The sequence below is a fragment of the Bradyrhizobium ganzhouense genome, from assembly GCF_049949285.1.
In the GTDB taxonomy this organism is placed as follows: Bacteria; Pseudomonadota; Alphaproteobacteria; order Rhizobiales; family Xanthobacteraceae; genus Bradyrhizobium; species Bradyrhizobium ganzhouense.
Genome location: NZ_CP181318.1, coordinates 8,638,272 through 8,660,824, shown reverse-complemented (window position 1 = coordinate 8,660,824; position 22,553 = coordinate 8,638,272). Strand labels below are relative to the sequence as shown.

Here is a 22,553-nt window from a genome sequence, read left to right as displayed (position 1 = left end):
GTATACTGACAGTCTAGGTAGCGTCAACTTGACGAACGACATACAAGGTCGTTGTCATTCCGGGGCGACGCGCCAGCGTCGAGCCCGGAATCCGTAACCACGACCGGGCGTATGGATTTCGGGCTCTCGCTTCGCGAGCCCCGGAATGACAGACAGGGAGGGTTCTGATGAAGCTGCACGGCTATTTCCGATCCAGCGCCGCCTACCGCGTGCGCATCGCGTTGAATCTGAAGGGCCTCGGTGCCGAGCACTTGCCGCATCATCTTCGCAAGGGCGAACAATGCGCGCCGGCCTATCTCGCCATCAACCCGCAGGGTCTGGTGCCGGCGCTGGAGGATGATGCGGGCGCGGTGCTGACCCAGTCGGTCGCGATCATCGAATGGCTCGACGAGACCCATCCCAATCCGCCGCTGTTGCCGAAGGATACGCTGCAGCGCGCCAAGGTGCGGGCGTTCGCGCTGGCGATCGCCTGCGACACTCACCCGGTTCAGAATCTGAAAGTGCTGGCCCGGCTGCGTGAGCTTGGATTGCCCGAAGAGAAAGTCCAGGAATGGGCCGCCTGGGTCAATCGCGAAGGACTGTCGGCCTGCGAGACGCTGATCAGGGACGAGAAGGGGCCGTTCTGCTTCGGCGATGCGCCGACCTTGGCCGATCTCTGCCTGGTGCCGCAGCTTGCCAATGCGCGCCGCTTCGGCGTCGATGTCGCGGCCTATCCGCGCCTGCTCAAGGCCGAAGCCGCCGCCAAGGCGTTGCTCGCCTTCGCCAATGCCGCTCCGGAGAAGCAGCCCGATGCCGAGTAAGCCTCTTCCTCCGATCACGATGGACGCGGTCTATGCCGCGCCGGGCTATCTGTTCCGGCGCATGCAGCAGATCGCGATCTCGATCTTCATGGAGGAGTGCAAGGCGTTCGATCTGACCCCGGTGCAGTATGCGGCGCTGGTCGCGATCCACACCCATCCCGGCATCGACGCGACGCGGCTGTCCGCGGTGATCGCCTTCGACCGCTCCACGCTTGGCAGCGTGATCGAACGGCTCCAGGCCAAGGATTTTGTCGAGCGCAAGCCTGCGCCGGAGGACAAGCGGATCAAGCTGCTCTATCTGACCAAGCCGGGCGCCGCGATCCTGCGCGAGATCATCCCCGCGGTCGAACGCGCGCAGGCGCGCATGCTGGAGCCGCTCAAGCCCACCGAGCGCAAGGCGCTGATGGGGCTGATGGTGCAGCTCGTCGATCTCAACAACGAGGCGTCACGGGTGCCGCTGCGGGCGGAGGATGCGCTGGAGCATTTGGGGAAGGCGGGGTGAGGGGGTGATTTGCCAATGTGGGAGCTAAAAACTCCGCTGTCGTCCCGGACAAGCGAAGCGCAGATCCGGGACCCATACGCCGTAGCAGAAATTTGCCGAAGACAGGCAACGACCATCTCGTACGACAACCGCTGCTGCGGCGTATGGGTCCCGGCCCCCCGTGCGCAATCGCGCACTAGGCCGGGACGACATCGTGAGCGTGGCTGCGCCAGTGGCTACATCCGACAGCTACATCCGCAATAACGCCTGCCGATCGATCTTCCCCGTGCCCGTCTTCGGCAGCTCGTCGATAAAGATCACCTCGCGCGGATATTTGTAGGGCAGCAGCTTGCCCTTGACGTAGTCCTGCAGCCGCCGCGTTGTTTCGTTCTGGTCGGTGGCGCGGTTGTTCATCACCACCACCGCCTTCAGCGTCATGCGCCGGTCCGGCAGTTCGGCCGCGAACACGGCGCATTCGCGAATCTCGGGGTGGTCGGCGAGGCACAGCTCGACCTCGAGCGGGTAGACCCACTGGCCCGAGATCTTGATGAGATCGTCGGCGCGGCCGCGGAAGAAGTGAAAACCGTCGCTGTCGCGAACGAAGCGATCGCCGGTGTAGATCCACCCCTCCTCGCGGATGGTCTCGGCGGATTTGTCCGGCCGGTTCCAGTACAGCGGCGTGTTGGAATCGCCGCGCACCCACAAAATGCCTTCCTCGTTGTCGCCGACGTCGCGCCCCTCCTTGTCGCGTAGCGCGACCTCGTAGCCTGGAACGCGCAAGCCCGCCGCGCCGAGCTTCTTCTGCTCGGGGCGGTTGGAGAGGTAGATGTGCAGCACCTCGGTCGAGCCGAGACCTTCAACGATCTCGAGGCCCGTGAGCGTCTTCCAGCCGTTGAAGACATCGGCCGAGAGCACTTCGGCTGCCGAGAGCGCCATGCGCAGCGACGAGAAGTTCGTCTTGTTCGCACCCTCGGCCTTGGTCAGCGACGTGTAAAGCGTCGGCAGACCGAAGAAGACCGTCGGCCTGTACTGCTCGATCGCGGCAAAGATCGATGCCGGCTTCGGCTGTCCCGGCAGAAGTAAAGTTGCGGCGCCCGCGGAGAACGGGAAGGTGACGGAATTGCCAAAGCCGTAGGCGAAGAAAATCTTCGGCACGGAGAAGCAGATGTCGTCCGGCGCCAGCTTCAGCACGTTCCGTGCAAAGGCGACCTCGCTATAGGCCATGTCGTGCTGGAGGTGCACGATGCCCTTGGGCCGGCCGGTCGAGCCGGAGGAGTACATCCAGAACGCCATCTCGTTGCGATGCGTCGGCGCTTCGGGCAGCTCGGCCGAGAATTGCGAAAGCCAGTCCGCGGCAGCCATCGCCTTCGGCACCGCGTGATCGCCGACATCGCCATTGACGGCGATGAGCACGTGCAGTTCCGTGTCCTTGCAGGCCTCGGTGTTGAAACGCGCGCAAAACTCGGCATCCGCTACGGCAACGGCCGCGCCGGAATCGGCGAGATAGAATTGCAGCAGGTCCGGCGGTGTCAGCGTGTTGATCAGCAGCGGGACGAAGCCGGCGCGCACCGCGCCGAAGAAGGCTGCGGGATAGGCCGGCGTGTCGTCGAGGAACAGCAGCACGCGGTCGCCGCGCTTCAGGCCGAGCGATGCAAAGCCGTTGCCCCAGCGGCAAGCCTCGGCACAGAGTTCGGCATAGGTTCGCGTGCCCGCCGGGCCAATCAGTGCGAGCTTGTCGCTACGGCCTTTGGCGAGATTGTCGAACAGCACGCGGCTGGCGTTGTAGACTTGCGGAACGGCAAAGCCGATCTCGAGGGCGCCCGCGCTGTCCGCGGGCACCTGGTCGCGTATCTCGTTGCTCATGCCGTAGCCTCGCCGTCCGCGTCTTCGCCGTTCTTCGCGGCCTCGTAGCGTGCCATGAAGGCTGGCGACATGTGACGCAGGCGTGCATCGTCGATGCGGCCGGAGCGGGTGATGTAGCTATAGGCGAAATCCATCAGGTCGAGCTGCATGTGCTGGGCAAAGTGCTCGTACCAGAAGGCGCTGGTGCGCGCGGCGTCGACGAGCTTCTGTACCACCGGCTTGCGGGCGGCCTGGTAGCGCTGCAGCGCGGTCGTCAGATGCGCATCCGATTCCAGCGCCTTGACCAGCGCAATCGCATCCTCGATCGCGAGCCGCGTGCCCGAGCCGATCGAGAAATGCGCCGAGTGCAGCGCATCGCCAATCAGCACCATGTTCTTGAACGACCAGTGCTCGTTCCAGACCCAGGGAAAATTGCGCCAGACCGATTTGTTGGAGACCAGGCAGTGGCCGCCGAGTATGTCGGAAAATACCTCCTCGCAGACGCCCTTGGACTGCTCGACGTCCTTGTAGGCGAAGCCATAGGCCTGCCAGGTCGCGTAGTCGCACTCGACCAGGAAGGTGCTCATGTTCGGCGAGTAGCGATAATGGTGCGCATTGAACGCGCCGCGGTCGGTCTTCACAAAGGTCTGCGACAGCGTGTCGAAGCGCTTCGAGGTGCCGTACCAGACGAATTTGTTGGACGAGTAAGACAGCGAGGTGCCGAAATCGCCCTCGTAGGTGCGGCGCACCAGCGAATTCAAGCCGTCGGAGGCGACGATCAGATCGTGGCCGTTGAGCTGGTCGATCGTCTGGATCTGGGTGTCGAAGCGCGCCGTGACGCCGGCATCGAGCGCGCGCTGCTGCAGGAACTGCAGGAGCTCCAGCCGACCGATCGAGGAGAAGCCGACGCCGTCGATGGCGACGCTGTCGCTACCGTGGTTCAGTGTGATGTTCTCCCAGCTCTCCATATGCGGCGCGATCGCATCGACCGTCTCGGGGTCGTCGGCGCGCAGGAACTCCAGGGCCTGGTCGGAGAACACGACGCCAAAGCCCCAGGTCGCGTCGGCCGGGTTCTGTTCGAACAGGTCGACTTGATCCTCGGGGTGACGCTTTTTCCAGAGATAGGCGAAGTAGAGCCCACCGGGCCCCCCGCCAATCACGGCGATTCGCAAATTCTGCCTCCCTAATTGACAGTATACTTACTATCTCAGGGTAGACTAATCGGCTGCAGCTTCCCACGCCAGCGGAATTATCGGCAGGCGCGATCAGCCGCAGCTCGGCCGCGGGCACTCGTTTCGCGTGTACCCGAAACCGTCAGGTGCGGACCATAGCCAAAGCGCGCCGGATTGGCCACCCGGGCGTCAGACGCAGCGCTTCACGTAGACCCCGTTCACCAGCACCCTGGTACAGCGGACCACCGGAACCGGCTTGCGGACGACGACGGCCGCGTTCGGTCCGGCGCAGCCGGCGCGATAGACACCGCGGGCGCATACCACCGCATTGGCATCGGTGGTTTCGAAAGTCATGGTCGCGCCGAAGGCGAGAAGCGCAGAAGCGATGAGCAGCAATGAACGCATATTGTCCTCCCGGTCTTGTCGTGATCGAAAACGGCTATCAACAAAGGTTTGTCGGCACAGGCGCGCGAAAATTCATCTACGCGCGTCGCCAAATATTATCGATGCGCACCCTTGCTCGCCTCGTCCTATCGTGCCGCGAACGGCGCCAGCACGTCCTTGCACGCGGGCGAGAGCGATGCGGCATTGCTCGCGATGCATTGTACGATGCGACCGCCTCCCGGCGCTACGCCGGCGCACAGCGAGCGGATGTCGGCGCCGCAGGCGGATCGGACGATGAACAGTTCTTCGCGCGGGCGCAGCGGCCGCAGCGCGATCACGGCGGGTGCTGCGGCCGGCGCTTCCGCAGCAGCCGGTGCAGCGCCTGCAGGCGCAGCAGCTGCCGCACCACCAGCCGAGGCTGCGCTCACAGCCTTCGCGCAGGCCGCCGACACCTTCGCCTTGTTCTTCTCCAGACATTCGAGAGCGGGCGCGCCGCCGGGCGGAACGCTGGCGCAGACCTTCGGATAGTCTGAGCGGCAGGCGCTCTTCACCGCGGCAACCTGCGCGCTGCTCGGCCGCTTTGGCGCGGCGGCCTTCGGAGCAGCGGTGGCGGCCGGCTTCGCCGCAGGCTCGGCAGCGGGCGCAGCTTCCGTCTTCGCCGGTTCGGATTTGGCCGGTTCGGATTTCGGCGGTGCAGCTTCGGTCTTTGGTTCGGTCTTGGCCGCCGGCTCAACGGCCCGAACCGCGGTCTGGCATCCCGACGACAGGCTCGACATGTGGCTCTGGAGACATTGATAGGCCTCCACGCCGCCCGGCGTGACGCTCGCGCAGTGCGCCATGAAGTCCGAGCGGCATGCGGATCGGATGGCGCTCTTCTGAGCCTCGGTCGGCGCTTGCGCGAACGCGCTTGTTGCAGTTGCGAAGAGGGCTGCGGCGAGCAACGCCTTTCGCGTCGAAACATGTTTCAACGTGTTGAACATCTGGGTGAATTCCTGCCCTGTCGGCGACGCCGACGATTTTTTAAATGTGATGCAAACGCAATCGTCGCGAGCAATGCCTCGCGCGCGGTATCTTTGGCCGCTTTGGCCACTACCGCAAGTAGATAGTATCTTCGGAATTGCGACGTAACTTAGAGCATGATCCGGAAAAGTGTGCAGCGGTTTTCCCTCGCGACAAACGCGGAACGCGTTTGCGCGGAGATCATGCTCAAACAATACGTCGTCACAGCTTGACCATGCGCTTGCCGCGGTTGTCGCCGGCGAGCAGTCCGATCAGCGCCTTCGGCGTGTTCTGCAATCCGTCGATGATGTCTTCCTGCACCTTCAGCTTGCCGGACCTCACCCAGGCCTGGAGCTCGGCGAGCGCGCGCTGGCTCTCCTTCATGTAGTCCATCACGATGAAGCCCTGCATCACGAGCCGCTTCACCACGATCAGGCCGGGCACGCCGCGCGGGCCGTGCGCCGACGGCGCTCCGTCATATTGCGAGATCGCACCGCAGCAGGCGATGCGGCCGTAATTGTTCATCTGCGGCAGGCAGGCTTCGAGGATGTCGCCGCCGACATTGTCAAAGTAGACGTCGATGCCCTTTGGTGCTGCCGCGCGCAGCGCCTTGAACGTCGCGCCGTCCTTGTAGTCGACGGCGGCATCGAAGCCGAGCTCGGAGGTCAGCCAGTGGCATTTGTCCGCGCCGCCGGCGATGCCGATCACCCGGCATCCCTTGATCTTGGCGATCTGTCCGACGATCGAGCCGACCGAGCCGGCGGCTGCCGACACCACGACCGTCTCGCCTTCCTTGGGCTTGCCGACCTCGAGCAGGCCGAAATAAGCGGTGAGGCCAGCAATGCCGAACACACTGAGCAGATGCGTCATCGGCTCGAGCTTCGGCATTTTCGTCAAATGCTTTGCGGGCACTGCGGCAAACTCCTGCCAGCCGGTGTCGCCGAACACGATGTCGCCCGGAGCAAGCTCCGGCGCTTTCGAGCTGATGACCTCGGCAATGGCGCCGCCGGCCATCACGCTGTTCGCCTCCACGGCTGAACGATAAGTCGCGCCGTGCATCCAGGCGCGGTTGGCCGCGTCGAGCGAGATGTAACGCACGCGCAGCAAGGCCTCGCCATCCTTCGGTTCCGGCAGTGCGCTCTCGACCATCTTGAAGTGCTCGGGACCGAGCTTGCCGCTGGGCTTTTCCACCAGAAGAATCTGGCGATTGACGCTTCCGGTCATGGCGTTTCCTCTCATATTGTTTGACGATTATTGATGCAGTCGCCGCAAACAAAACGAGCAAGCCGCGTTCGTTGTGCGCTGCATGAAGGCTAGATCGTCGCGTTCAGTTTCGCAACGGGAACATCGGGCTCAGGCAACCGCACGCAAAGCGTGTTGCGTCGCTGTCATATCTGCGACATCATGAAACAGCCGGTGTCGTTGGGGGTATTCAATGTCGAACAGGTTTACGCAATACATTCTGGCGGCGATGGTGCTCGGCATCATCATGGGCTCGGCGATCTACAATTTCCTGCCCGATACGCGGGGTGACTGGGCCTCGTCCATCAACCTGATCGCCGTGATCTTTCTGCGCCTGATCAAGATGATCATCGCGCCGCTGGTGTTTGCGACCCTGGTCGGCGGCATCGCCCACATGGGCTCGGGCGCCAAGCTCGGCCGCATCTTCGCCAAGACCATGGGCTGGTTCGTCAGCGCCTCCTTCGTCTCGCTGATGCTGGGCCTCGTCATGGTCAACCTGCTCCAGCCCGGCGCCAACTTCCCGGGCACACTGCCCGACAAGGCGCAGTCGACCGGCCTGCCGGTCTCCGCCTTCTCGATCGAGAAATTCCTGACCCATCTGATCCCGACCTCGATCGCGGACGCGATGGCGCAGAACGAGATCCTTCAGATCGTGATCTTCGCCGTGTTCTTCTCGGTGGCGATGGGTGCGCTGCCGGAACGCTCGAAGCAGATCCTGTCGCTGATCGATGATCTCGGCCACATCATGCTGAAGGTGACGAGCTATGTGATGCTGTTCGCGCCGTTCGCGGTGTGGGCCGCCATCACCGCGACCGTCGCCAAGAACGGCCTGCTGGTGCTCTGGAAGCTCATCGTGTTCATGGGCGGCTTCTATCTCTCGCTCTTCCTCCTCTGGGGCATTCTGGTGATTGTCGGCTTCATCGTGATCGGGCCGCGCTACAGCCATCTGCTCAGGCTGATCCGCGAGCCCCTGATGATCGCGTTCTCGACCGCGAGCTCTGAAGCGGCCTATCCGAAGACGCTGGAAGGACTGAACAAGTTCGGCGCCTCGTCGCGGATCTCGAGCTTCGTGCTGCCGCTCGGCTATTCCTTCAACCTCGACGGCACGATGATGTACTGCACCTTCGCGAGCATCTTCATCGCGCAGAGCTATCACATCGACATGCCGCTCGGCACGCAGCTCGCGATGCTGGCTACGCTGATGATTACCTCGAAGGGCGTCGCCGGCGTGCCGCGCGCCTCCCTCGTCGTGATTGCCTCGACGTTGTCGCAGTTCAACATTCCCGAGGCGGGTCTGTTGATGATCATGGGCATCGACACCTTCCTCGACATGGGCCGCAGCGCCACCAACGTGATCGGCAACACGCTGGCAACCTCTGTCGTGGCGAAGTGGGAAGGCGAGCTCGGACCCGAGCATGCGATGGGACCGGACGACGCTGTGCCCGGCGACATGGTGCCGGGCGAAGTGCCCGTGATGGCCGGCCACTGACGGGAGTGCGGCATGCGCCCTTTGACGGCGATTTCCGGTGGGCTGTTGCTGGCAGCATGTCTGCTGGCAACGGGCGCCTCCGCCCAGACCGGCGGCAGCGAAGGGCTTAGCCCGACGCTGCTCGCCATCAAGAATGCGCACACGGTGCGGCTCGGCTACCGCGAAAGCTCGCCGCCGTTCTCCTTCCTCGACCAGGCCAATCGTCCAATCGGCTACAGCCTCGAACTCTGCGAGGCCATCGTCGAGGAGATCGGCGTCGAGGTGGATGACCCCGATCTGAAGATCGATTACGTCAAGGTCACCTCGGACGACCGCATCGACGCCGTGCTCCAGAACAAGATTGATCTGGAATGCGGCTCGACCACGGCCAATTCGGAGCGCGGCAAGCGTGTCGCCTTCTCGCCGCTGATGTTCGTCGCCGGCACCAAGCTGATGGTGCCGAAGGCATCCAGCGTCCAGTCTCTGACCGATCTGAAGGGCAAGACCATCGTGGTGACGAAAGGCACCACCAACGAGCAGGCGATCCAGGCGGCCGACAAGAAGTCGTCGCTGGGATTGAAGATTCTCGTCGGCGCCGATCACGAGCAGTCGTACCAGATGCTTGTCGACGGCAAGGCCGACGCGTTCGCGACCGACGATATTCTGCTCTCGGGCCTGATCGTCCGCCACAAGTCGCAGGACAAGTTTCGCGTCACCGGCGACTATCTGTCCTACGACCCCTACGGCATCATGTTCCGCAAGGGTGAGCCGCAATTGTCAGCCGTGGTCGATCGTACTTTCCGCAAGCTCGGTTCCAACCACGACCTCGTGCCGCTCTACAACAAATGGTTCATCGCACGAATGCCGACCGGCGAGCGAATGAACGTGCCGCTCTCGCTGCAGCTGGAAGAAGCCTTCAAGGCGATGGACGATTCCGCCAGCGCGAATAATTAGTGGCGGTCGTCTGTCTCCGTCATCCTGAGGTGCGCGCTCGGCGGTGCATGTGCATCGCTGAGCAAGCCTCGAAGGATGAACGGCCGAGCTAGCAGGGGCCGTCGCCCTTCGAGGGCCGCTGAAGAAGCGGCCACCTCAGGGTGACGGTCATAGATCAGCACTCAGTGTTCTTCCCCAAACACCCGATCCAGCGCCGCATCATACGTCGCCTGCACGAGCTCCGGATGCAGCTTCGCCAGCGCTTCCATCATCACGCCGGAATTGATTTCCAGCACGCGCCACGCGCCATCGACGCGCACCACGTCAATTGATGCAAAGGCGATGCTGATCGCGCTCGCGGCGTCGATCGCGAGCCTCACGCAGGCCGCAAGAGTCTCGCCGTCCTCCAGCAGCACCGGCTTTGCGCCGGCGTCGAGATTGTGCCGCCAATCCGAGCCACGCTGCTTGCTGTAGACGACGCGGGGCACATCATCGAGCAGGATCACACGGACCTCGTCCTCGATCTCGACATAAGGCGAGATCACGAGCCCTGTGCTCATCGAAAAGACTTCGTCAGCCGCGTGGTCGAGCTCTGTCTCTGTCGCGACCCTGAAGACCGATCGTCCTGACGTGCCCTCGTTGGGCTTCACCACCACGCCCTGCGGATTGTCGTGAAGCAGCCCAAGCATAGCCTCTCGCCAGTCGGCGCCGACAACGTTCCTGCCAAGCTTCGGGTTGAGGAAGAGGTGATGCGGAATGCAGGGCACGCCTGCAAGCGACAGCGCCTCGGCGGTCGCCGATTTGTCGTTGGCGAGGCGATGTGCGATCGCGCTGTTGAGGCCGACGTCGTAGCCGAAGGCGAAGCGGCGCATCTCGCCACGACGCATTGCGATCAGCCAGCCGCCGGCGCGGACATCGACGTCGATGCCATGGCGCGCGCCATAGCTCCTGATCGCCTGGACGAAGATCCGCTCGCCGCTCGCCGCCATGTGTTCAGTCGCTTGTCCTGATCGTTCCTGTCGCCAAAAGCCGCAAAAATGCGGGAAGCGACGCCAAACCGGGGTGAAAGTCAGAGCTATTCTTAATGAAATTCTCGCGAGCAGGATGGAAATTAAGTGCTGCAATTGCGCCCGAAGGGGAAAAGAAATTGCCCTTTGCGGGCCCCGGACAGCAGAACCGTTAATGATGGGGCCATTTCCGCCGCAAATGCCGCTTTGACCGGCATCAATTGTATCCGGAACGAGGTTGATTATTGGTCGTAATGGCGTAGATCACACACGCGAAATCCTCCGCCATGGCAATGGTGTCCGCCCCGTTTTCAGGGCTGGGCAGCGCTTTTGCCCTAAAACCGCAATTATTCGGAATATCGAAAATCATGAGCGCGTTTTACCGAGAGAAGGTTCTTTCCGTCCAGCACTGGACCGACACGCTGTTCAGCTTCCGCGCCACGCGTGATACCGGCTTCCGCTTCCAGAATGGCCAGTTCGCGATGATCGGCCTCGAGGTCGATGGCCGTCCGCTGCTGCGCGCCTACAGCATGGCCAGCGCCAACCACGAGGAAGAGCTCGAGTTCTTTTCGATCAAGGTGCAGGACGGTCCGCTGACCTCGCGCCTCCAGAAGATCAAGGAAGGCGACACCATCCTGGTCGGCCGCAAGGCGACCGGCACACTGATCACCGACAACCTCATCCCCGGCAAGCGGCTGATGCTGCTTTCGACAGGCACCGGACTTGCGCCGTTCGCCAGCCTGATCAAGGACCCCGAGGTCTACGACCAGTTCGAGAGCATCGTGCTGGTCCACGGCTGCCGCCAGGTCTCCGAGCTCGCCTATGGCGAGAAGCTGGTCGCGAGTTTGCGCGAGGACGAGCTGTTCGGTGAGCTGCTCGCGGACAAGCTGATCTACTATCCGACCGTGACCCGCGAGCCGTTCCGCAACCGCGGCCGCATCACCGATCTCATCAGCTCCGAGCAGATCTTCAACGACATCGGCCAGGGCCCGCTCGACATCGCAACCGACCGCATCATGATGTGTGGCAGCCCGGCGATGCTCGAAGAGCTGAAGGTGATGTTCGAGAGCCGCGACTTCGTCGAGGGCTCCGGCAACAGGCCCGGCCATTTCGTGATCGAGAAGGCGTTCGTCGAGCGGTAGTTTTCCTGTCGTCCCGGCCTTCGCCGGGACGACACCAGCGGTGTTGCTGGCATTTCGCTTCCGCTCGTTTTCCCCCACCATCCTCCCCCGACTTTGTTATTGGCCTCCCTCGCTCGCGCGCTGTTATAAGCTCGCGGCAAAATCTCGCAGCGATGTTGCGATGCGAGAAGTGGGGGAGCTGCGCACGCCTTGTCCGCGATCGACCATGGTCGTCCGCCAAGACCGACCGCCTATGTGCTGGCGGGCGGCGGCAGTTTCGGGGCGATCCAGGTCGGCATGATGCATGCGCTGGCCAAGCACGGGGTCGTCGCCGATCTCGTGGTCGGGTCCAGCGTCGGTGCGATCAACGGCGCCTATTATGCCGGCGATCCCTCGCTCAAGGGCGTGCTCGGGCTTGAAGCGATCTGGCGCAGCCTGAAACGCCACGATGTCTTCCCGGTCTCATGGCGGACGCTGCTCGGCTTCATGTGGCGGCGCGACTTTCTCATTCCCCATGACGGCATCCGCAAGCTGATCGAGGATCATCTGCCCTATCGCAACGTGCAGGAGGCCCAGCTTCCCCTGCATATTGTCACCACCGATTTCGTCTCCGGAGAGAGCGTGGTGCTGTCGGACGGCCCGGTGGTCGAGGCGATCCTGGCGTCGACCGCGATCCCCGGCGCCTTTACGCCGGTCCACTACCGGAACCTCTTTCTTGCCGACGGCGCGATCTCCTCGAATACGCCGGTCCGGATCGCGGTGAAGATGGGCGCCAAGCGGTTGATCGTGCTGCCGGCCGGGCACGCCTGTGCGGTCGCAAGCCCGCCGGTCGGGGCGGTCGCCAATGCCCTGCACGCGCTGACGCTGCTGACCGCGCGGCAACTGGTGGCCGAGCTTGAAGGGCTTGCCCCCGATATCGAATATGTCGTGGTGCCGCCGCTCTGCCCGATGGTCGGGTCACCTTACGATTTCACGCGTACCGGCGAACACATCGATCGTGCGATCGAGAGCACTGCCGAATGGCTGGCTCAGGGCGGCCTCGAGCGGCACGGCGTGATTCCGCACGAGGCGCAGCTGCATAGCCACTGAATTGGTCACTGATTTGTCATGCCATTGAATCTATTGCAGTGCAAAAGCCCGCACCCGGATAGATTGATCTGAAGCGTGCGGATTAGGTAGCCTCAAGGCAGGTCCGCGTCATATCTATAGACGCGGCGCGGGCGTATCATACCCCGTTATGCTGACGAGAGGGACGTGGTCGTGGCCAACGAGAACAAGACGCAAGCTTCGTCCGAAGGGCTGATGGAAACCCTGCTGCTTCCATTTTCGCCGCGCTTCATCATCCTGACGATCTGCGCGGTCGTCACCGCGCTGTTGATCGGCATCGGCATCGCCGACCACAAGATCTTCGACATCCTGCTGATCCCGATCTGCATCTTCGGTGCCCTGACGCTGCTCGGCGTCCGCGATCTCATGCAGAAGGGCCATGCGGTTCTGCGCAACTACCCGATCTCGGCGCATATCCGCTTCCTGCTCGAAGAGATCAGGCCGGAGATGCGGCAGTATTTCTTCGAGAGCGAGAAGGACGGCATGCCGTTCTCGCGCGACATCCGTGCGGTGGTCTATCAGCGCGCCAAGATGCAGCTCGACAAGCGTCCGTTCGGCACCCAGGAGGACGTCTACCGCGAGGGCTATGAGTGGATGCATCACTCGGTGTCGCCGCAGGCGCATGCCGAGGAGAAATTTCGCGTCACCATCGGCGGGCCGGATTGCGCAAAGCCCTATTCGGCCTCGGTGTTCAACATCTCGGCGATGAGTTTTGGCGCGCTGAGTCCCAACGCCGTTCGCGCGCTCAATGCCGGCGCGAAGAAGGGCGGCTTCGCCCATGACACCGGCGAGGGCGGCTTCAGCCCCTATCACGCCGAGATGGGCGGCGACATCATCTGGGAAATCGGCTCCGGCTATTTCGGCTGCCGTCATCTCGACGGCACGTTCGATCCGGAGGCGTTTGCGCGGGTCGCGAGCCAGGACCAGATCAAGATGGTCGAGCTCAAGATCAGCCAGGGCGCCAAGCCTGGTCATGGTGGCGTACTGCCGGCAGCGAAGGTCTCCGAGGAAATCTCAAAAATCCGCGGCGTCTCGATGGGTGAGGACTGCATCTCTCCGGCCTCGCATCGTGCTTTCTCGACGCCTGTCGGCATGATGCAGTTCATCGCCGAGATGAGAAAGCTGTCCGGCGGCAAGCCAGCCGGCTTCAAGCTCTGCATCGGCCACCCCTGGGAGTTTCTGGCGATCTGCAAGGCGATGCTGGAGACCGGTATCTATCCCGATTTCATCGTCGTCGACGGCAACGAGGGCGGTACCGGTGCCGCGCCGCTGGAGTTCATGGATCATCTGGGCATGCCGATGCGCGAGGGCGTCAATTTCGTCCATAACGCGCTGGTTGGCATCAACGCGCGTGGCCGCATCAAGGTCGGCGCGTCCGGCAAGATCGCCACCGCCTTCGACATGGCGCGCGCGATGGCGATCGGCGCCGACTGGTGCAATTCGGCGCGCGGCTTCATGTTCTCGCTCGGCTGCATCCAGTCGCTGAGCTGCCACACCGATCGTTGCCCGACCGGGGTCGCGACGCAGGATCCGACGCGGGCGCGCGCGCTCTACGTGCCGCTCAAGATCGACCGCGTGCACAATTATCACCACGCGACGCTGCACTCGCTGACCGAGCTGATCGCCGCGGCCGGCCTGACCCACCCGCAGGAGCTGCGCCCGGTCCATTTCAGCCAGCGGACCTCGACGACCCATGTGCAATCCTTCGCGCAACTTTATCCGGCGCTGCGCCCGGGCGAGCTGCTGGAAGGCAGCACGGAAGACCCGCGGTTCCGCGACGCCTGGCGGATGGCGCGCGCGGATACGTTCCAGCCGGCGCTGTGAGGTGGCGTGAATTCATCGGAAGCCGGTTGTATCTTGACCTCCGTGTCAGCTTCGGGAGTAAATTGGCGGGATGGACGAGCGGCGTGATAAAAGCAGGCATCGCGTATTGAAGGCCGGAACCATCGAGTTCGGCGGCGGGGCGATCGACTGCACCGTCCGCAATTTCTCCGACACTGGCGCCGCCCTCGACGTTACCAGCCCGGTCGGAATTCCCGAGCACTTTACTCTGTCTATCAAGGCCGACGGCGCGCATCTCGCCTGCACGGTGGTGTGGCGCAAGGAAAAGCGGATCGGGGTGCGGTTCGGGTGAGGCTCTGCGTTTGAGGCCAGCTCGTGCAACAAATTCCGGTGTCGTCCCAGCGAAGGCCGGGACCCATAACCACAGGATCGAGTTTGGCGAAGGCTGGTAGTTGCGCAGGTACTGCTACCTGCGCACTATCGAGAAATCACGCGGTATGGGTCCCGGCCTTCGCCGGGACGACAAGTGAGGTCTCACCCCGTCTCGACCTCACCCAGCCGGCTCGCCAAAATCTTGTCGATCCTCCTGCCATCGAGATCGACCACCTCGATATGCCAGCCGCCGAGGTCAAACGCATCGCCGACATTGGGAAGCACGGCGAATTGCTGCAGCACCAGTCCAGCCACCGTGTTGTAGCGATGATGCGGCGGCAGCTCGATGCTCAGGAGCTCGCCGAACTCGTCGACCGGCATCCAGCCTGAGACGAGGAGCGACGAGTCCGCGCGTCGGACATAAGCTGGCTCCGGCGGGCCTTCCTCGGAATGGAAGGCACCGACGATCGATTCCAGAATATCGGCGGCCGTGACCACGCCCTCGAACGCGCCGTACTCGTCATAGACGAACCCGACGTGAACCGGCGCAGCCCTCAGGATTGCCAGCACATCGCGGGCATCGGCTGACGCGGGAATGCTTGGCGCATCGCGGACGAGTGCCCGCAGATTCGGCGTGCGTTCGTTCATGTACGCGACCAGCAAATCCTTCGCCTGGAGTACGCCGATCGGTGCGTCGCGGTCGCCGTCGGAGACGGGAAAGCGCGAATGCGGACTCTTTGCGATGATCGCCTGAATTGCTTCCGGAGCATCATTCAGGTCGATCTCGTCGACCTCCGTGCGCGGTGTCATCACGGCGCCGACCGGCCGGTCGCCGAGCCGCATCACGCCGGCGATCATCTCCTTCTCGCCGGGCTCGAGCACGCCGGCGCTCTCGGCCTCGCTGACGAGATGATGGATCTCGTCCTCCGACACCTTCTCCTCGGCCTTGCCGCCGCGGCCGAGCAGCGTGAGGATCAGCTTGCCGGAGAGATCCAGCAGAAACACCAGCGGCAGCGAGACTCGCGCCAGCACGTGCATTGCGGGCGCGACCTTGACCGCAATGCTCTCGGGGTCGCGCAGCGCGACCTGCTTGGGCACCAGCTCCCCGACGATCAGGGTCGCATAGGTGATGATGGTGACGACGATACCGACGCCAACGATGTCGGCAATGCCTGGGGACAGGCCGAGCTCGAGCAGCCATTGCGTCAGCCGCTGTCCGAGCGTCGCGCCGGAGAACGCGCCCGAGAGCACGCCGACCAGCGTGATGCCGATCTGCACCGTCGAGAGGAACTTTCCGGGATCGGCGGCAAGCCGCAGCGCGCGCTCGGCGCCACGCACGCCCTTGGCGGCCAGCAGCGACAGCCGCGCCGGGCGCGATGAGACCACGGCAAGCTCGGACATGGACAGCAGGCCGTTGATGACGATCAGGACGACGACGATGATGAGTTCGACAGACAACATTGTGCGCTGGGGGGAGGGGATGCGGACCGGCGGTCGCCGGAGCGAACCTCTTATATAGGAACTCATTACGTAGATTGCCCGTTCCGACCAAATTGTCGCACCGTGCCAAAGCGGGACCGTTGTGGAGGGAACCAACTTCTCCTAAGCTTGCAGTCCGGGGGTGTCGCAGCCTCCCCGTAAAGTGGCGATCCCACGCAAGCGCTGCTCGCTGATTTATGGAGCGAGCAATGGACGGGATCGCAATCGAGCTTCCGCTTTTTCTGTTGGCCACCTTCGCCGGCGCATTCGTTGCCGGCCTCTCCGGCTTTGCCTTCGGCCTCGTCGCGGCTTCGTTGTGGCTGTATGTCCTGACGCCGCTCCAGAGCGCCAGCCTGATCGTCGGGTTCGGCCTTCTGGTGCAGGGCTATTCGGTCTGGAAGCTGCGCGCCGCAATCGATTGGCGCCGGCTATGGCCTTTCTTGATCGGGGCCGTCGCGGGCGTGCCGGTCGGGGTGTCGCTTCTGACCTGGGCCGATCCGAAGAGCGTCCGCATCGCAGTTGGGGCGATCCTGATCACCTACAGCCTCTATGCGTTGCTCCGACCGCAGCTTAAGGTCGTGGCCGCCGTGCCGCCCGCCGTCGATATCGCGGTGGGGTTCATCAACGGTCTGCTCGGCGGGCTGACTGGTCTTGCCGGTATCGTCATCACCATCTGGTGCAATTTGCGCGGCTTGCCGAAGGACCTTCAACGCGCGACGTTCCAGCCCGTTGCGGTCGTTGTGTTTGTCATCGCCGCGCTCATGTTGGGCGCGAGGGGATCGCTCACGGTCGAGACGATGAAGCTGTTCGCGCTCGGCGTTCCGTTCCTGTTTGCCGGGACGTGGCTGGGGCTCAAGCTGTTCGGCCGGATCGACGAGGCCACGTTCCGCAAAATCGTGCTCGCGCTGCTGTTCGTCTCGGGCGTTGCGCTGTTGTTCTGAGCGTTCAACCGCCTTCGCCGGGATTTTCGAGGCTGAAGGTCTCGGACTGCTCGTCATAGGCGAACAGCTCGGCATAACGGCCCCAGGACACGACGGTCTTGAGAGTCTCGTCCGCATATTCTTCGGACATATAGTCTTCGAGCTCGTTGCGGAACCGTGCCGCCGGCGCAGTATGCGAAGGACGTTCATCCAGCACGCGGCGAATCAATCCCATCACCGGCACGTAGGTGACGAGATGTTCGGCGAAGAGCTTCTTGCGCGCGTCGGTTGCGAGATTGGCGAAGTGCTTTCCGGCTTCGGTCAGCATCAGATCGCCCTCGCTGAGCTGGGCGAAGCGCAGCAATTGCAGAGACTCGCCGAGATGAAGGATTTCATCGGCTTCGAACTGGAGCTGGCTCGCCAGCACCGGCAGGTCGGCATGCCCGCGATACGGCGGTGCCGCCAGCGTCTCGATCAGGCCGGACAGCACGTTGGACGAGACGTGATGCAACGTCATGCCGATCCCGGTGCCGGGAATACCCTCGATCGAGGGTGCCTTCGGCTCGGCGCGCTGGGTCATGCGGGCATAGATGCTGTCGACCAGCTGGCGGAAATACGGATCGAGCCGGTTGCGCGGATGCGGCAGCTCGACCTTGATCTCGGTGGCGACGCGGCCCGGATTGGACGAGAACACCAGGATGCGATCGCACATCAGGACCGCCTCCTCGATATTGTGAGTCACCATCAAGATGGACTTGATCGGCAGCCGGCCTTCGATCCAGAGATCGATCAAGTCGGTGCGCAATGTTTCGGCGGTGAGCACGTCGAGCGCGGAGAACGGCTCGTCCATCAGCAGCAAGTCCGGATGCACCACCAGCGCACGGGCAAAGCCGACGCGCTGGCGCATGCCGCCCGACAGCTCTTTGGGAAATGCCGACTCGAAGCCGTCGAGGCCGATCAGGTCAATCGCGGCGAGTGCACGCTTGCGCCGTTCGGTGGAATCGACGCCGAGCGCCTCCAGCCCGAGCTCGACGTTCTGGAGCACCGTCAGCCAGGGAAACAGCGCAAACGACTGGAACACCATCGCGACGCCGTTCGGCGGACCGACGATGGTCTCGCCGCGGCACGTCGCGCTGCCCGAGGACGGCTTGACGAGGCCGGCGATGATCCGCAGCAGCGTGGATTTGCCGGAACCGGAGCGGCCGAGCAGGCCAACGATCTCGCCCGAGCGGATCGTGAGGTCGACCTGTTCGAGCACCAACAGCTGTTCGCCGCTGCCTTTTGGAAAGGACCGGCAGACGCCGCGGATATCGATGAGAGTAGAGGGTTGGTCAAGCATGATGGTTTCCTCATCAACCGAGACGCAGACGGCGTTCGCCATAGGCATAGAGTGGGCGCCAGACCAGGCGATTGAACAATGTGACCAGGATGCACATGATGGCGATGCCGAGCACGACGCGCGGGAAATCGCCGGCCTCCGTCGCACCAGCGATATAGGCGCCGAGCCCGGTGGCATTGAGATGCGTGTCGCCCCAGCTCGCCACCTCCGCGACGATCGAGGCGTTCCACGAGCCGCCGGACGCCGTGATCGCGCCGGTGATGTAGTAGGGGAAGATGCCGGGCAGGATCACCTTGGTCCACCAGCGCCATCCCTCGAGGTGGAAGCTGCCCGCCGCCTCCCTCAAATCGGTCGGAAAAGCGCTGGCGCCGGCGATGACGTTGAACAGGATGTACCATTGCGTGCCCAGGATCATCAGCGGACTCAGCCAGACATTTGGATTGAGCTTGAAGCTGACGATGGCCACGACGAAGACCGGGAAGGCCAGGTTGGCGGGAAATGCTGCGAGAAACTGTGCAAGTGGCTGGATGCGTTCGGCAAGTTTGGGACGCAGCCCGATCCAGACGCCGACCGGAACCCAGATCAGCGTTGCGCAAGTGATCAGGACGATGACGCGGAGAAGCGTGATCAACCCATCGCGGATCGCAATGAGAACGTCGCTCACGCCCAGAGTGGCCGAGAGATAGTGATAGGTCAGCCAGCCGGCATAGACCGTGCCGGCAAGGATAACCGCAACCCAAAGCCCGTCGATCAGTCGCGACGGTTCGCTCCGAGGCTTTGCCGACGGCCCCAGCTTGGGTAGCGAGATGCGCAGATTGGAGACGGCACGATTGAGAGCCGAGAATGGCAACGTGGTGGCACGCAGCGCGCGGGTCCGGCGAAACAGGTCGAGCATCCACGACGTGGGTGGATCGCCGGATGCCGTCTGTTCGAAACGGAATTTGTCGGCCCAGGCAATGATGGGCCGGAACAGCAACTGATCATAGGCGATGATGACGAGCAGCATCGTCAGGATGGCGTAGAAGATCGCCGGCAAATCCCGCTGCTGGATCGCCAGCGCGACATAGGAGCCGATACCCGGCAAGGTCACCGTGGTGTTGCCGACGGTGATCGCTTCCGAGGCAACCACGAAAAACCAGCCGCCCGACATCGACATCATCGCGTTCCAGATCAATCCTGGCATCGCGAAAGGCACGTCGAGCCGCCAGAAGCGCTGCCAGCCGGAGAGATGAAAGCTCTCCGTGGCCTCTTCCAGGTCCTTCGGCACGTTGCGCATGGACTGATACATGCTGAAGGTCATGTTCCAGGCCTGGCTCGTGAAGATCGCAAACACCGAGGCGAGCTCCGCGCCAAGCACGTGGCTCGGAAACAAATTCATGAAGAAGACGACTGTGAACGTCAGGAAGCCCAGGATCGGCACCGACTGGAGAATGTCCAGCACCGGAATCATGACCATCTCCGCGCGCCGGCTCTTGGCGGCGATCGCCGCGTAGATGAATGTGAAAACGGTCGAGCAAACAATCGCAAGCAGCATCCGCAAGACGGTGCGCAGCGCGTAGAGCGGCAGGTTCGCCGGATCGAGCGAGACCGGCGTACGCTCCAGCTCGGACAATGGTGCGACGGTCTGCTCGCCGCCATAGACGATCAGCACCATGGCCCCGATCACGAGGACAAGTGCCACGACATCCCAGACATTGGGGCGTAGCGCCCGGCCGATCGCGGCCGTACGGATATCTCTCGGTTTCATGGGCCCGCCCTTGGGCAAGAATCTTGAACTAATCTTCGGCTAGAACTCGGCGTGCAGTCGGCCTGAGAAGATCGAGACCGGTCCACGATCGGCGTTATAGGCCGGGTTTGCGATCAATTGATAGTCGGCGGTCAGCGTCACGCCCTTGATGACCGAGTAGGCGTAGTAGGCCTCGAGGATGCGTTCGGTGCGATAGTTGAGCTGGCCGTCGCCGATCAGGAGACCCGTGCCGCCGGCGGCGAGGAAGTCGCGATGCGCGGCCGACAGGCCGTTGATGGCACCACCGATGCCGATCGTGTCATCCGGCCGCCCCCAGTGGCTGCCCTTGATCGACAGGCCGGCCGACAGGCTGCGGTCGATGTCGGTGAAGGACAGGATCTGGTTCTGGCCGTCGTTCCAGCTTGCCCGCGCGAACAGTCCGACGTCGTTGACGATCTGCTGCTCGAGATTGACGTAGACGCCGTATTTCAGCCGGGTGCGCTGGGTCGCATCGGCGATGGCGTTGATGTCGAGCGCCGGGTTCGCAGCGGCCAAGTCAATCGCCTCGCGATAGTTGGCGGTGTTGCCGCTGTTGGCGAAGACGCCGACGCGCAATTTGCCGGGCTGCTCGAAGATCGAATGCCGCTCCTCGAACTCGACCACCGTGCCACCGGTCTTGAAGGTCAGCACGTCGCTGTTCGGCGCGGAAGGCACCTGGAACAGGCCCGCGCGGATCGCCCAATCCTTGCGGTTGAGCTCGACCACGGCGCCGCGGGTATAGCCGGGCAGGTCGGCGGGGAAGTCGTAGGCACCCGACGACCACATCGCCCAATTCATGAAATCGGCACGCGGGTCCTTTGCATAGGAATTGCCATCGAAAAAGTCGCCGATGGCGAAGCGGCCGACGATCAGCGTGACGCGGTCGACGTCGCGCTTGCCGGCGAGCTGGTTCGGTGCGTCTTCGACCGCTTCCTGTTCGCCGCCGAGGCCAAAGGTCTGCTTGAGGTAGTAGCGCTGCGCGCGGATCTTCGGGAATGCCGAGCCGGCCTTCTGCGCTTCGCCGTTGGAGAAGCCGGCAAGTCCGAGCGTGCCGTCGAGGCCAAATCCCTGCGCGAGCTCAGGGTTGAAATAGAACTCGCCGCCGTCCCAGAGTTTTGCACCCAGGAAGGCTGTCGTCGTCCATGTCGCCTGGAACTGGCCGCCGCCGGGAAGGCTCTGCGGGCCCGCATAGGGCGAATGGATCGGCCCATAGCCTTGCGGCAGCACGGTGGTCTGGGCGTGGACGTTCCAGTCGTCGGATTCAGGCAGCTTGGTCTTGCCACCGACCACCGGCATCCACGGCGTGTCGCCGAACTGGTAGTTCAGGCCGAGCTTGACCAGATGAATGCGTGGATCGACGTTGACGCTGCCGAGGCCAAAGCCGCTCAGATCGTAAGTCTTGCGGGAGAGGTCGACATATTCGTATTCGGCCTTCGCGGTCCAATTGCCGCTGACGGCGTATTCGAGACCAAGGCCCGCAGTCCATCCGGTCTGATAATGGCCAACCGGAAATAATTCGGTGACGCCGTCGCCGTCGTTGACGTTGATATGGGTATGGCCCCAGGCAAAGCCGCCGGTGACATAGGGCATAAATCTGTCGAAGGCATAGCCGACGCGGCCGCGCACGGTGCCGACATAGTCGATCGTGGTGTTGAAGGGCGCCGGTGAACGCGCGAGTGCCGGGCCGTCAACCGGCGCCGGGAACGTCGCATCGGCTTCGATGCCGAGCACGACGCGGTTGGCGAGCTGGCGGTTGTAGCCGAGCTGATAGCCGCCGGTGAGCCCGGTTGCGCTGTGGGGCAGGACGACGCCTTGCTCGGGCAACGGATTGGTGCCGGGTCCGAAGCTCGCGTCGCCATAGCCGAAGTGCCCGCCGACATAGAAGCCGGTCCACTCGTAGACAGTTTTCGCGGCGCGCGCCTTCAGTGGCAGGTCGGCAGCGACGCTGGCACCCGGCAGCACGAGCACGCCCGAGGCAAGCGCTCCGGCCGTCCGCAAATACCTGTAACGGTGACCTCTCAACGTCAAAACTACGCCCCCAGACGCGACCATGCCCCAACCGCGCCCGACATCCCTGCCGATTCGCGGTACTCCTGTCATCAGGGTCTTGGCCAATCACGCGGCGGGACGAGACGGGCTCGTTTCGATGCGTTTCACCCCAAGATCTTGCCAAGTCCCTGCGCTCGTTGCGAACCTTATTGCTAATAATTCGCAATAGCAACTAGTCTAGAATGTCGCAGAAGATGGTTCGCACCGTTATGTGACGGGACTGCAACAAAATCCTGGCCTCCAAAACGGATGACCCCGCCCGGGGGGGACAGCCGGGAGGGGTCGGGGGCA

Annotated in this window: 20 protein-coding genes; 9 read left to right on the top strand and 11 right to left on the bottom strand. The window is 63.2% G+C overall.

The features are described 5' to 3' along the window. The first annotated feature begins 167 nt into the window (after window positions 1-167). Both maiA and ACLFLU_RS40300 read left to right on the top strand, forming a co-directional pair. Window positions 168-800: a maleylacetoacetate isomerase gene (gene maiA, locus ACLFLU_RS40305; protein ID WP_426410170.1), complete on the top strand. Its 633-nt coding sequence runs from the start codon at window positions 168-170 to the stop codon at window positions 798-800. Next, the gene (locus ACLFLU_RS40300) at window positions 790-1,302 is read left to right on the top strand and encodes a MarR family winged helix-turn-helix transcriptional regulator (protein WP_426410169.1); all 513 of its coding nucleotides are present in this window, start codon (window positions 790-792) and stop codon (window positions 1,300-1,302) included. The genes maiA and ACLFLU_RS40300 overlap by 11 nt, the downstream gene beginning before the upstream one ends. Before the next feature lie 228 nt (window positions 1,303-1,530). On the opposite strand, the gene ACLFLU_RS40295 is transcribed toward ACLFLU_RS40300, so the two are convergent. The 5 genes from ACLFLU_RS40295 to ACLFLU_RS40275 form a co-directional block, all read right to left on the bottom strand. Further along, complete coding sequence (locus ACLFLU_RS40295; RefSeq protein ID WP_426410168.1) at window positions 1,531-3,144, bottom strand: benzoate-CoA ligase family protein; 1,614 nt, start codon at window positions 3,142-3,144, stop codon at window positions 1,531-1,533. Next, entirely contained in the window at window positions 3,141-4,295 is a 1,155-nt protein-coding gene (locus ACLFLU_RS40290; protein ID WP_426410167.1) for an FAD-dependent monooxygenase, read from the bottom strand. The genes ACLFLU_RS40295 and ACLFLU_RS40290 overlap by 4 nt, the downstream gene beginning before the upstream one ends. 189 nt (window positions 4,296-4,484) lie before the next feature. After that, window positions 4,485-4,700: a hypothetical protein gene (locus tag ACLFLU_RS40285; protein ID WP_426410166.1), complete on the bottom strand. Its 216-nt coding sequence runs from the start codon at window positions 4,698-4,700 to the stop codon at window positions 4,485-4,487. A 125-nt stretch (window positions 4,701-4,825) separates the two neighbouring features. After that, on the bottom strand, window positions 4,826-5,659 hold the full coding sequence (locus tag ACLFLU_RS40280) for a cysteine rich repeat-containing protein (protein WP_426410165.1): 834 nt from the start codon (window positions 5,657-5,659) through the stop codon (window positions 4,826-4,828). Between the two features lie 241 nt (window positions 5,660-5,900). Continuing rightward, window positions 5,901-6,902 (bottom strand): NADP-dependent oxidoreductase, encoded by a 1,002-nt coding sequence (locus ACLFLU_RS40275; RefSeq protein WP_426410164.1) that lies wholly within the window; start codon window positions 6,900-6,902, stop codon window positions 5,901-5,903. Between the two features lie 211 nt (window positions 6,903-7,113). Between ACLFLU_RS40275 and ACLFLU_RS40270 the strand changes: the two genes are divergently transcribed. Then, a complete protein-coding gene (locus tag ACLFLU_RS40270; protein WP_426410163.1) occupies window positions 7,114-8,409 on the top strand; it encodes a dicarboxylate/amino acid:cation symporter in 1,296 nt (431 codons plus the stop codon). 12 nt (window positions 8,410-8,421) lie between these two features. Continuing rightward, window positions 8,422-9,342, top strand: a complete 921-nt coding sequence (locus ACLFLU_RS40265; RefSeq protein ID WP_426410162.1) for an amino acid ABC transporter substrate-binding protein — start codon at window positions 8,422-8,424, stop codon at window positions 9,340-9,342. Window positions 9,343-9,503: 161 nt separating this feature from the next. Here the strand turns inward: ACLFLU_RS40265 and ACLFLU_RS40260 are convergent, their stop codons facing one another. Next, the gene (locus ACLFLU_RS40260) at window positions 9,504-10,310 is read right to left on the bottom strand and encodes an ATP-grasp domain-containing protein (protein WP_426410161.1); all 807 of its coding nucleotides are present in this window, start codon (window positions 10,308-10,310) and stop codon (window positions 9,504-9,506) included. A 235-nt stretch (window positions 10,311-10,545) separates the two neighbouring features. Next, window positions 10,546-10,698 (bottom strand): hypothetical protein, encoded by a 153-nt coding sequence (locus ACLFLU_RS40255; RefSeq protein ID WP_426410160.1) that lies wholly within the window; start codon window positions 10,696-10,698, stop codon window positions 10,546-10,548. Between ACLFLU_RS40255 and ACLFLU_RS40250 the strand changes: the two genes are divergently transcribed. The 4 genes from ACLFLU_RS40250 to ACLFLU_RS40235 all read left to right on the top strand — a co-directional run bounded on the left by ACLFLU_RS40250 (window position 10,697) and on the right by ACLFLU_RS40235 (window position 14,690). Continuing rightward, window positions 10,697-11,470 (top strand): ferredoxin--NADP reductase, encoded by a 774-nt coding sequence (locus ACLFLU_RS40250; protein ID WP_426410159.1) that lies wholly within the window; start codon window positions 10,697-10,699, stop codon window positions 11,468-11,470. The two genes, ACLFLU_RS40255 and ACLFLU_RS40250, sit on opposite strands and share 2 nt — an antisense overlap. Before the next feature lie 189 nt (window positions 11,471-11,659). Continuing rightward, window positions 11,660-12,538 carry a patatin-like phospholipase family protein gene (locus tag ACLFLU_RS40245; RefSeq protein ID WP_426410158.1) on the top strand — a complete coding sequence of 293 codons (879 nt, stop codon included), beginning with the start codon at window positions 11,660-11,662 and terminating at the stop codon, window positions 12,536-12,538. A gap of 213 nt (window positions 12,539-12,751) precedes the next feature. Next, on the top strand, window positions 12,752-14,380 hold the full coding sequence (locus ACLFLU_RS40240) for an FMN-binding glutamate synthase family protein (protein WP_426414174.1): 1,629 nt from the start codon (window positions 12,752-12,754) through the stop codon (window positions 14,378-14,380). 70 nt (window positions 14,381-14,450) lie between these two features. Beyond that, window positions 14,451-14,690: a PilZ domain-containing protein gene (locus ACLFLU_RS40235; RefSeq protein WP_426410157.1), complete on the top strand. Its 240-nt coding sequence runs from the start codon at window positions 14,451-14,453 to the stop codon at window positions 14,688-14,690. A gap of 182 nt (window positions 14,691-14,872) precedes the next feature. Here ACLFLU_RS40235 and ACLFLU_RS40230 read toward each other — a convergent pair whose 3' ends face one another. Next, a complete protein-coding gene (locus tag ACLFLU_RS40230; RefSeq protein WP_426410156.1) occupies window positions 14,873-16,171 on the bottom strand; it encodes a hemolysin family protein in 1,299 nt (432 codons plus the stop codon). 227 nt (window positions 16,172-16,398) lie between these two features. On the opposite strand from ACLFLU_RS40230, the gene ACLFLU_RS40225 reads away from it, so the two are divergent. Continuing rightward, window positions 16,399-17,130: a sulfite exporter TauE/SafE family protein gene (locus tag ACLFLU_RS40225; protein WP_426410155.1), complete on the top strand. Its 732-nt coding sequence runs from the start codon at window positions 16,399-16,401 to the stop codon at window positions 17,128-17,130. Between the two features lie 4 nt (window positions 17,131-17,134). Here ACLFLU_RS40225 and ACLFLU_RS40220 read toward each other — a convergent pair whose 3' ends face one another. From ACLFLU_RS40220 to ACLFLU_RS40210, 3 genes are read right to left on the bottom strand one after another with little or no spacing between them, the layout of a single operon-like run. Beyond that, window positions 17,135-18,448 (bottom strand): AAA-associated domain-containing protein, encoded by a 1,314-nt coding sequence (locus ACLFLU_RS40220; protein WP_426410154.1) that lies wholly within the window; start codon window positions 18,446-18,448, stop codon window positions 17,135-17,137. 13 nt (window positions 18,449-18,461) lie between these two features. Next, on the bottom strand, window positions 18,462-20,195 hold the full coding sequence (locus ACLFLU_RS40215; protein WP_426410153.1) for an ABC transporter permease: 1,734 nt from the start codon (window positions 20,193-20,195) through the stop codon (window positions 18,462-18,464). A gap of 39 nt (window positions 20,196-20,234) precedes the next feature. After that, window positions 20,235-22,265: a carbohydrate porin gene (locus ACLFLU_RS40210; protein WP_426410152.1), complete on the bottom strand. Its 2,031-nt coding sequence runs from the start codon at window positions 22,263-22,265 to the stop codon at window positions 20,235-20,237. Window positions 22,266-22,553 lie beyond the last annotated feature (288 nt).

Bases quoted from the DNA above. Each gene is read 5' to 3' on its own strand.
- ACLFLU_RS40275 (WP_426410164.1), bottom strand. From the start codon at position 6,902: ATGACCGGAAGCGTCAATCGCCAGATTCTTCTGGTGGAAAAGCCCAGC.
- ACLFLU_RS40280 (WP_426410165.1), bottom strand. From the start codon at position 5,659: ATGTTCAACACGTTGAAACATGTTTCGACGCGAAAGGCGTTGCTCGCC.
- ACLFLU_RS40295 (WP_426410168.1), bottom strand. From the start codon at position 3,144: ATGAGCAACGAGATACGCGACCAGGTGCCCGCGGACAGCGCGGGCGCC.
- ACLFLU_RS40265 (WP_426410162.1), top strand. From the start codon at position 8,422: ATGCGCCCTTTGACGGCGATTTCCGGTGGGCTGTTGCTGGCAGCATGT.
- ACLFLU_RS40285 (WP_426410166.1), bottom strand. From the start codon at position 4,700: ATGCGTTCATTGCTGCTCATCGCTTCTGCGCTTCTCGCCTTCGGCGCG.
- ACLFLU_RS40230 (WP_426410156.1), bottom strand. From the start codon at position 16,171: ATGTTGTCTGTCGAACTCATCATCGTCGTCGTCCTGATCGTCATCAAC.
- ACLFLU_RS40240 (WP_426414174.1), top strand. From the start codon at position 12,752: ATGGAAACCCTGCTGCTTCCATTTTCGCCGCGCTTCATCATCCTGACG.
- ACLFLU_RS40235 (WP_426410157.1), top strand. From the start codon at position 14,451: ATGGACGAGCGGCGTGATAAAAGCAGGCATCGCGTATTGAAGGCCGGA.
- ACLFLU_RS40270 (WP_426410163.1), top strand. From the start codon at position 7,114: ATGTCGAACAGGTTTACGCAATACATTCTGGCGGCGATGGTGCTCGGC.
- ACLFLU_RS40215 (WP_426410153.1), bottom strand. From the start codon at position 20,195: ATGAAACCGAGAGATATCCGTACGGCCGCGATCGGCCGGGCGCTACGC.
- ACLFLU_RS40225 (WP_426410155.1), top strand. From the start codon at position 16,399: ATGGACGGGATCGCAATCGAGCTTCCGCTTTTTCTGTTGGCCACCTTC.
- ACLFLU_RS40300 (WP_426410169.1), top strand. From the start codon at position 790: ATGCCGAGTAAGCCTCTTCCTCCGATCACGATGGACGCGGTCTATGCC.
- ACLFLU_RS40220 (WP_426410154.1), bottom strand. From the start codon at position 18,448: ATGCTTGACCAACCCTCTACTCTCATCGATATCCGCGGCGTCTGCCGG.
- ACLFLU_RS40260 (WP_426410161.1), bottom strand. From the start codon at position 10,310: ATGGCGGCGAGCGGCGAGCGGATCTTCGTCCAGGCGATCAGGAGCTAT.
- ACLFLU_RS40255 (WP_426410160.1), bottom strand. From the start codon at position 10,698: ATGATTTTCGATATTCCGAATAATTGCGGTTTTAGGGCAAAAGCGCTG.
- ACLFLU_RS40210 (WP_426410152.1), bottom strand. From the start codon at position 22,265: ATGGTCGCGTCTGGGGGCGTAGTTTTGACGTTGAGAGGTCACCGTTAC.
- maiA (WP_426410170.1), top strand. From the start codon at position 168: ATGAAGCTGCACGGCTATTTCCGATCCAGCGCCGCCTACCGCGTGCGC.
- ACLFLU_RS40250 (WP_426410159.1), top strand. From the start codon at position 10,697: ATGAGCGCGTTTTACCGAGAGAAGGTTCTTTCCGTCCAGCACTGGACC.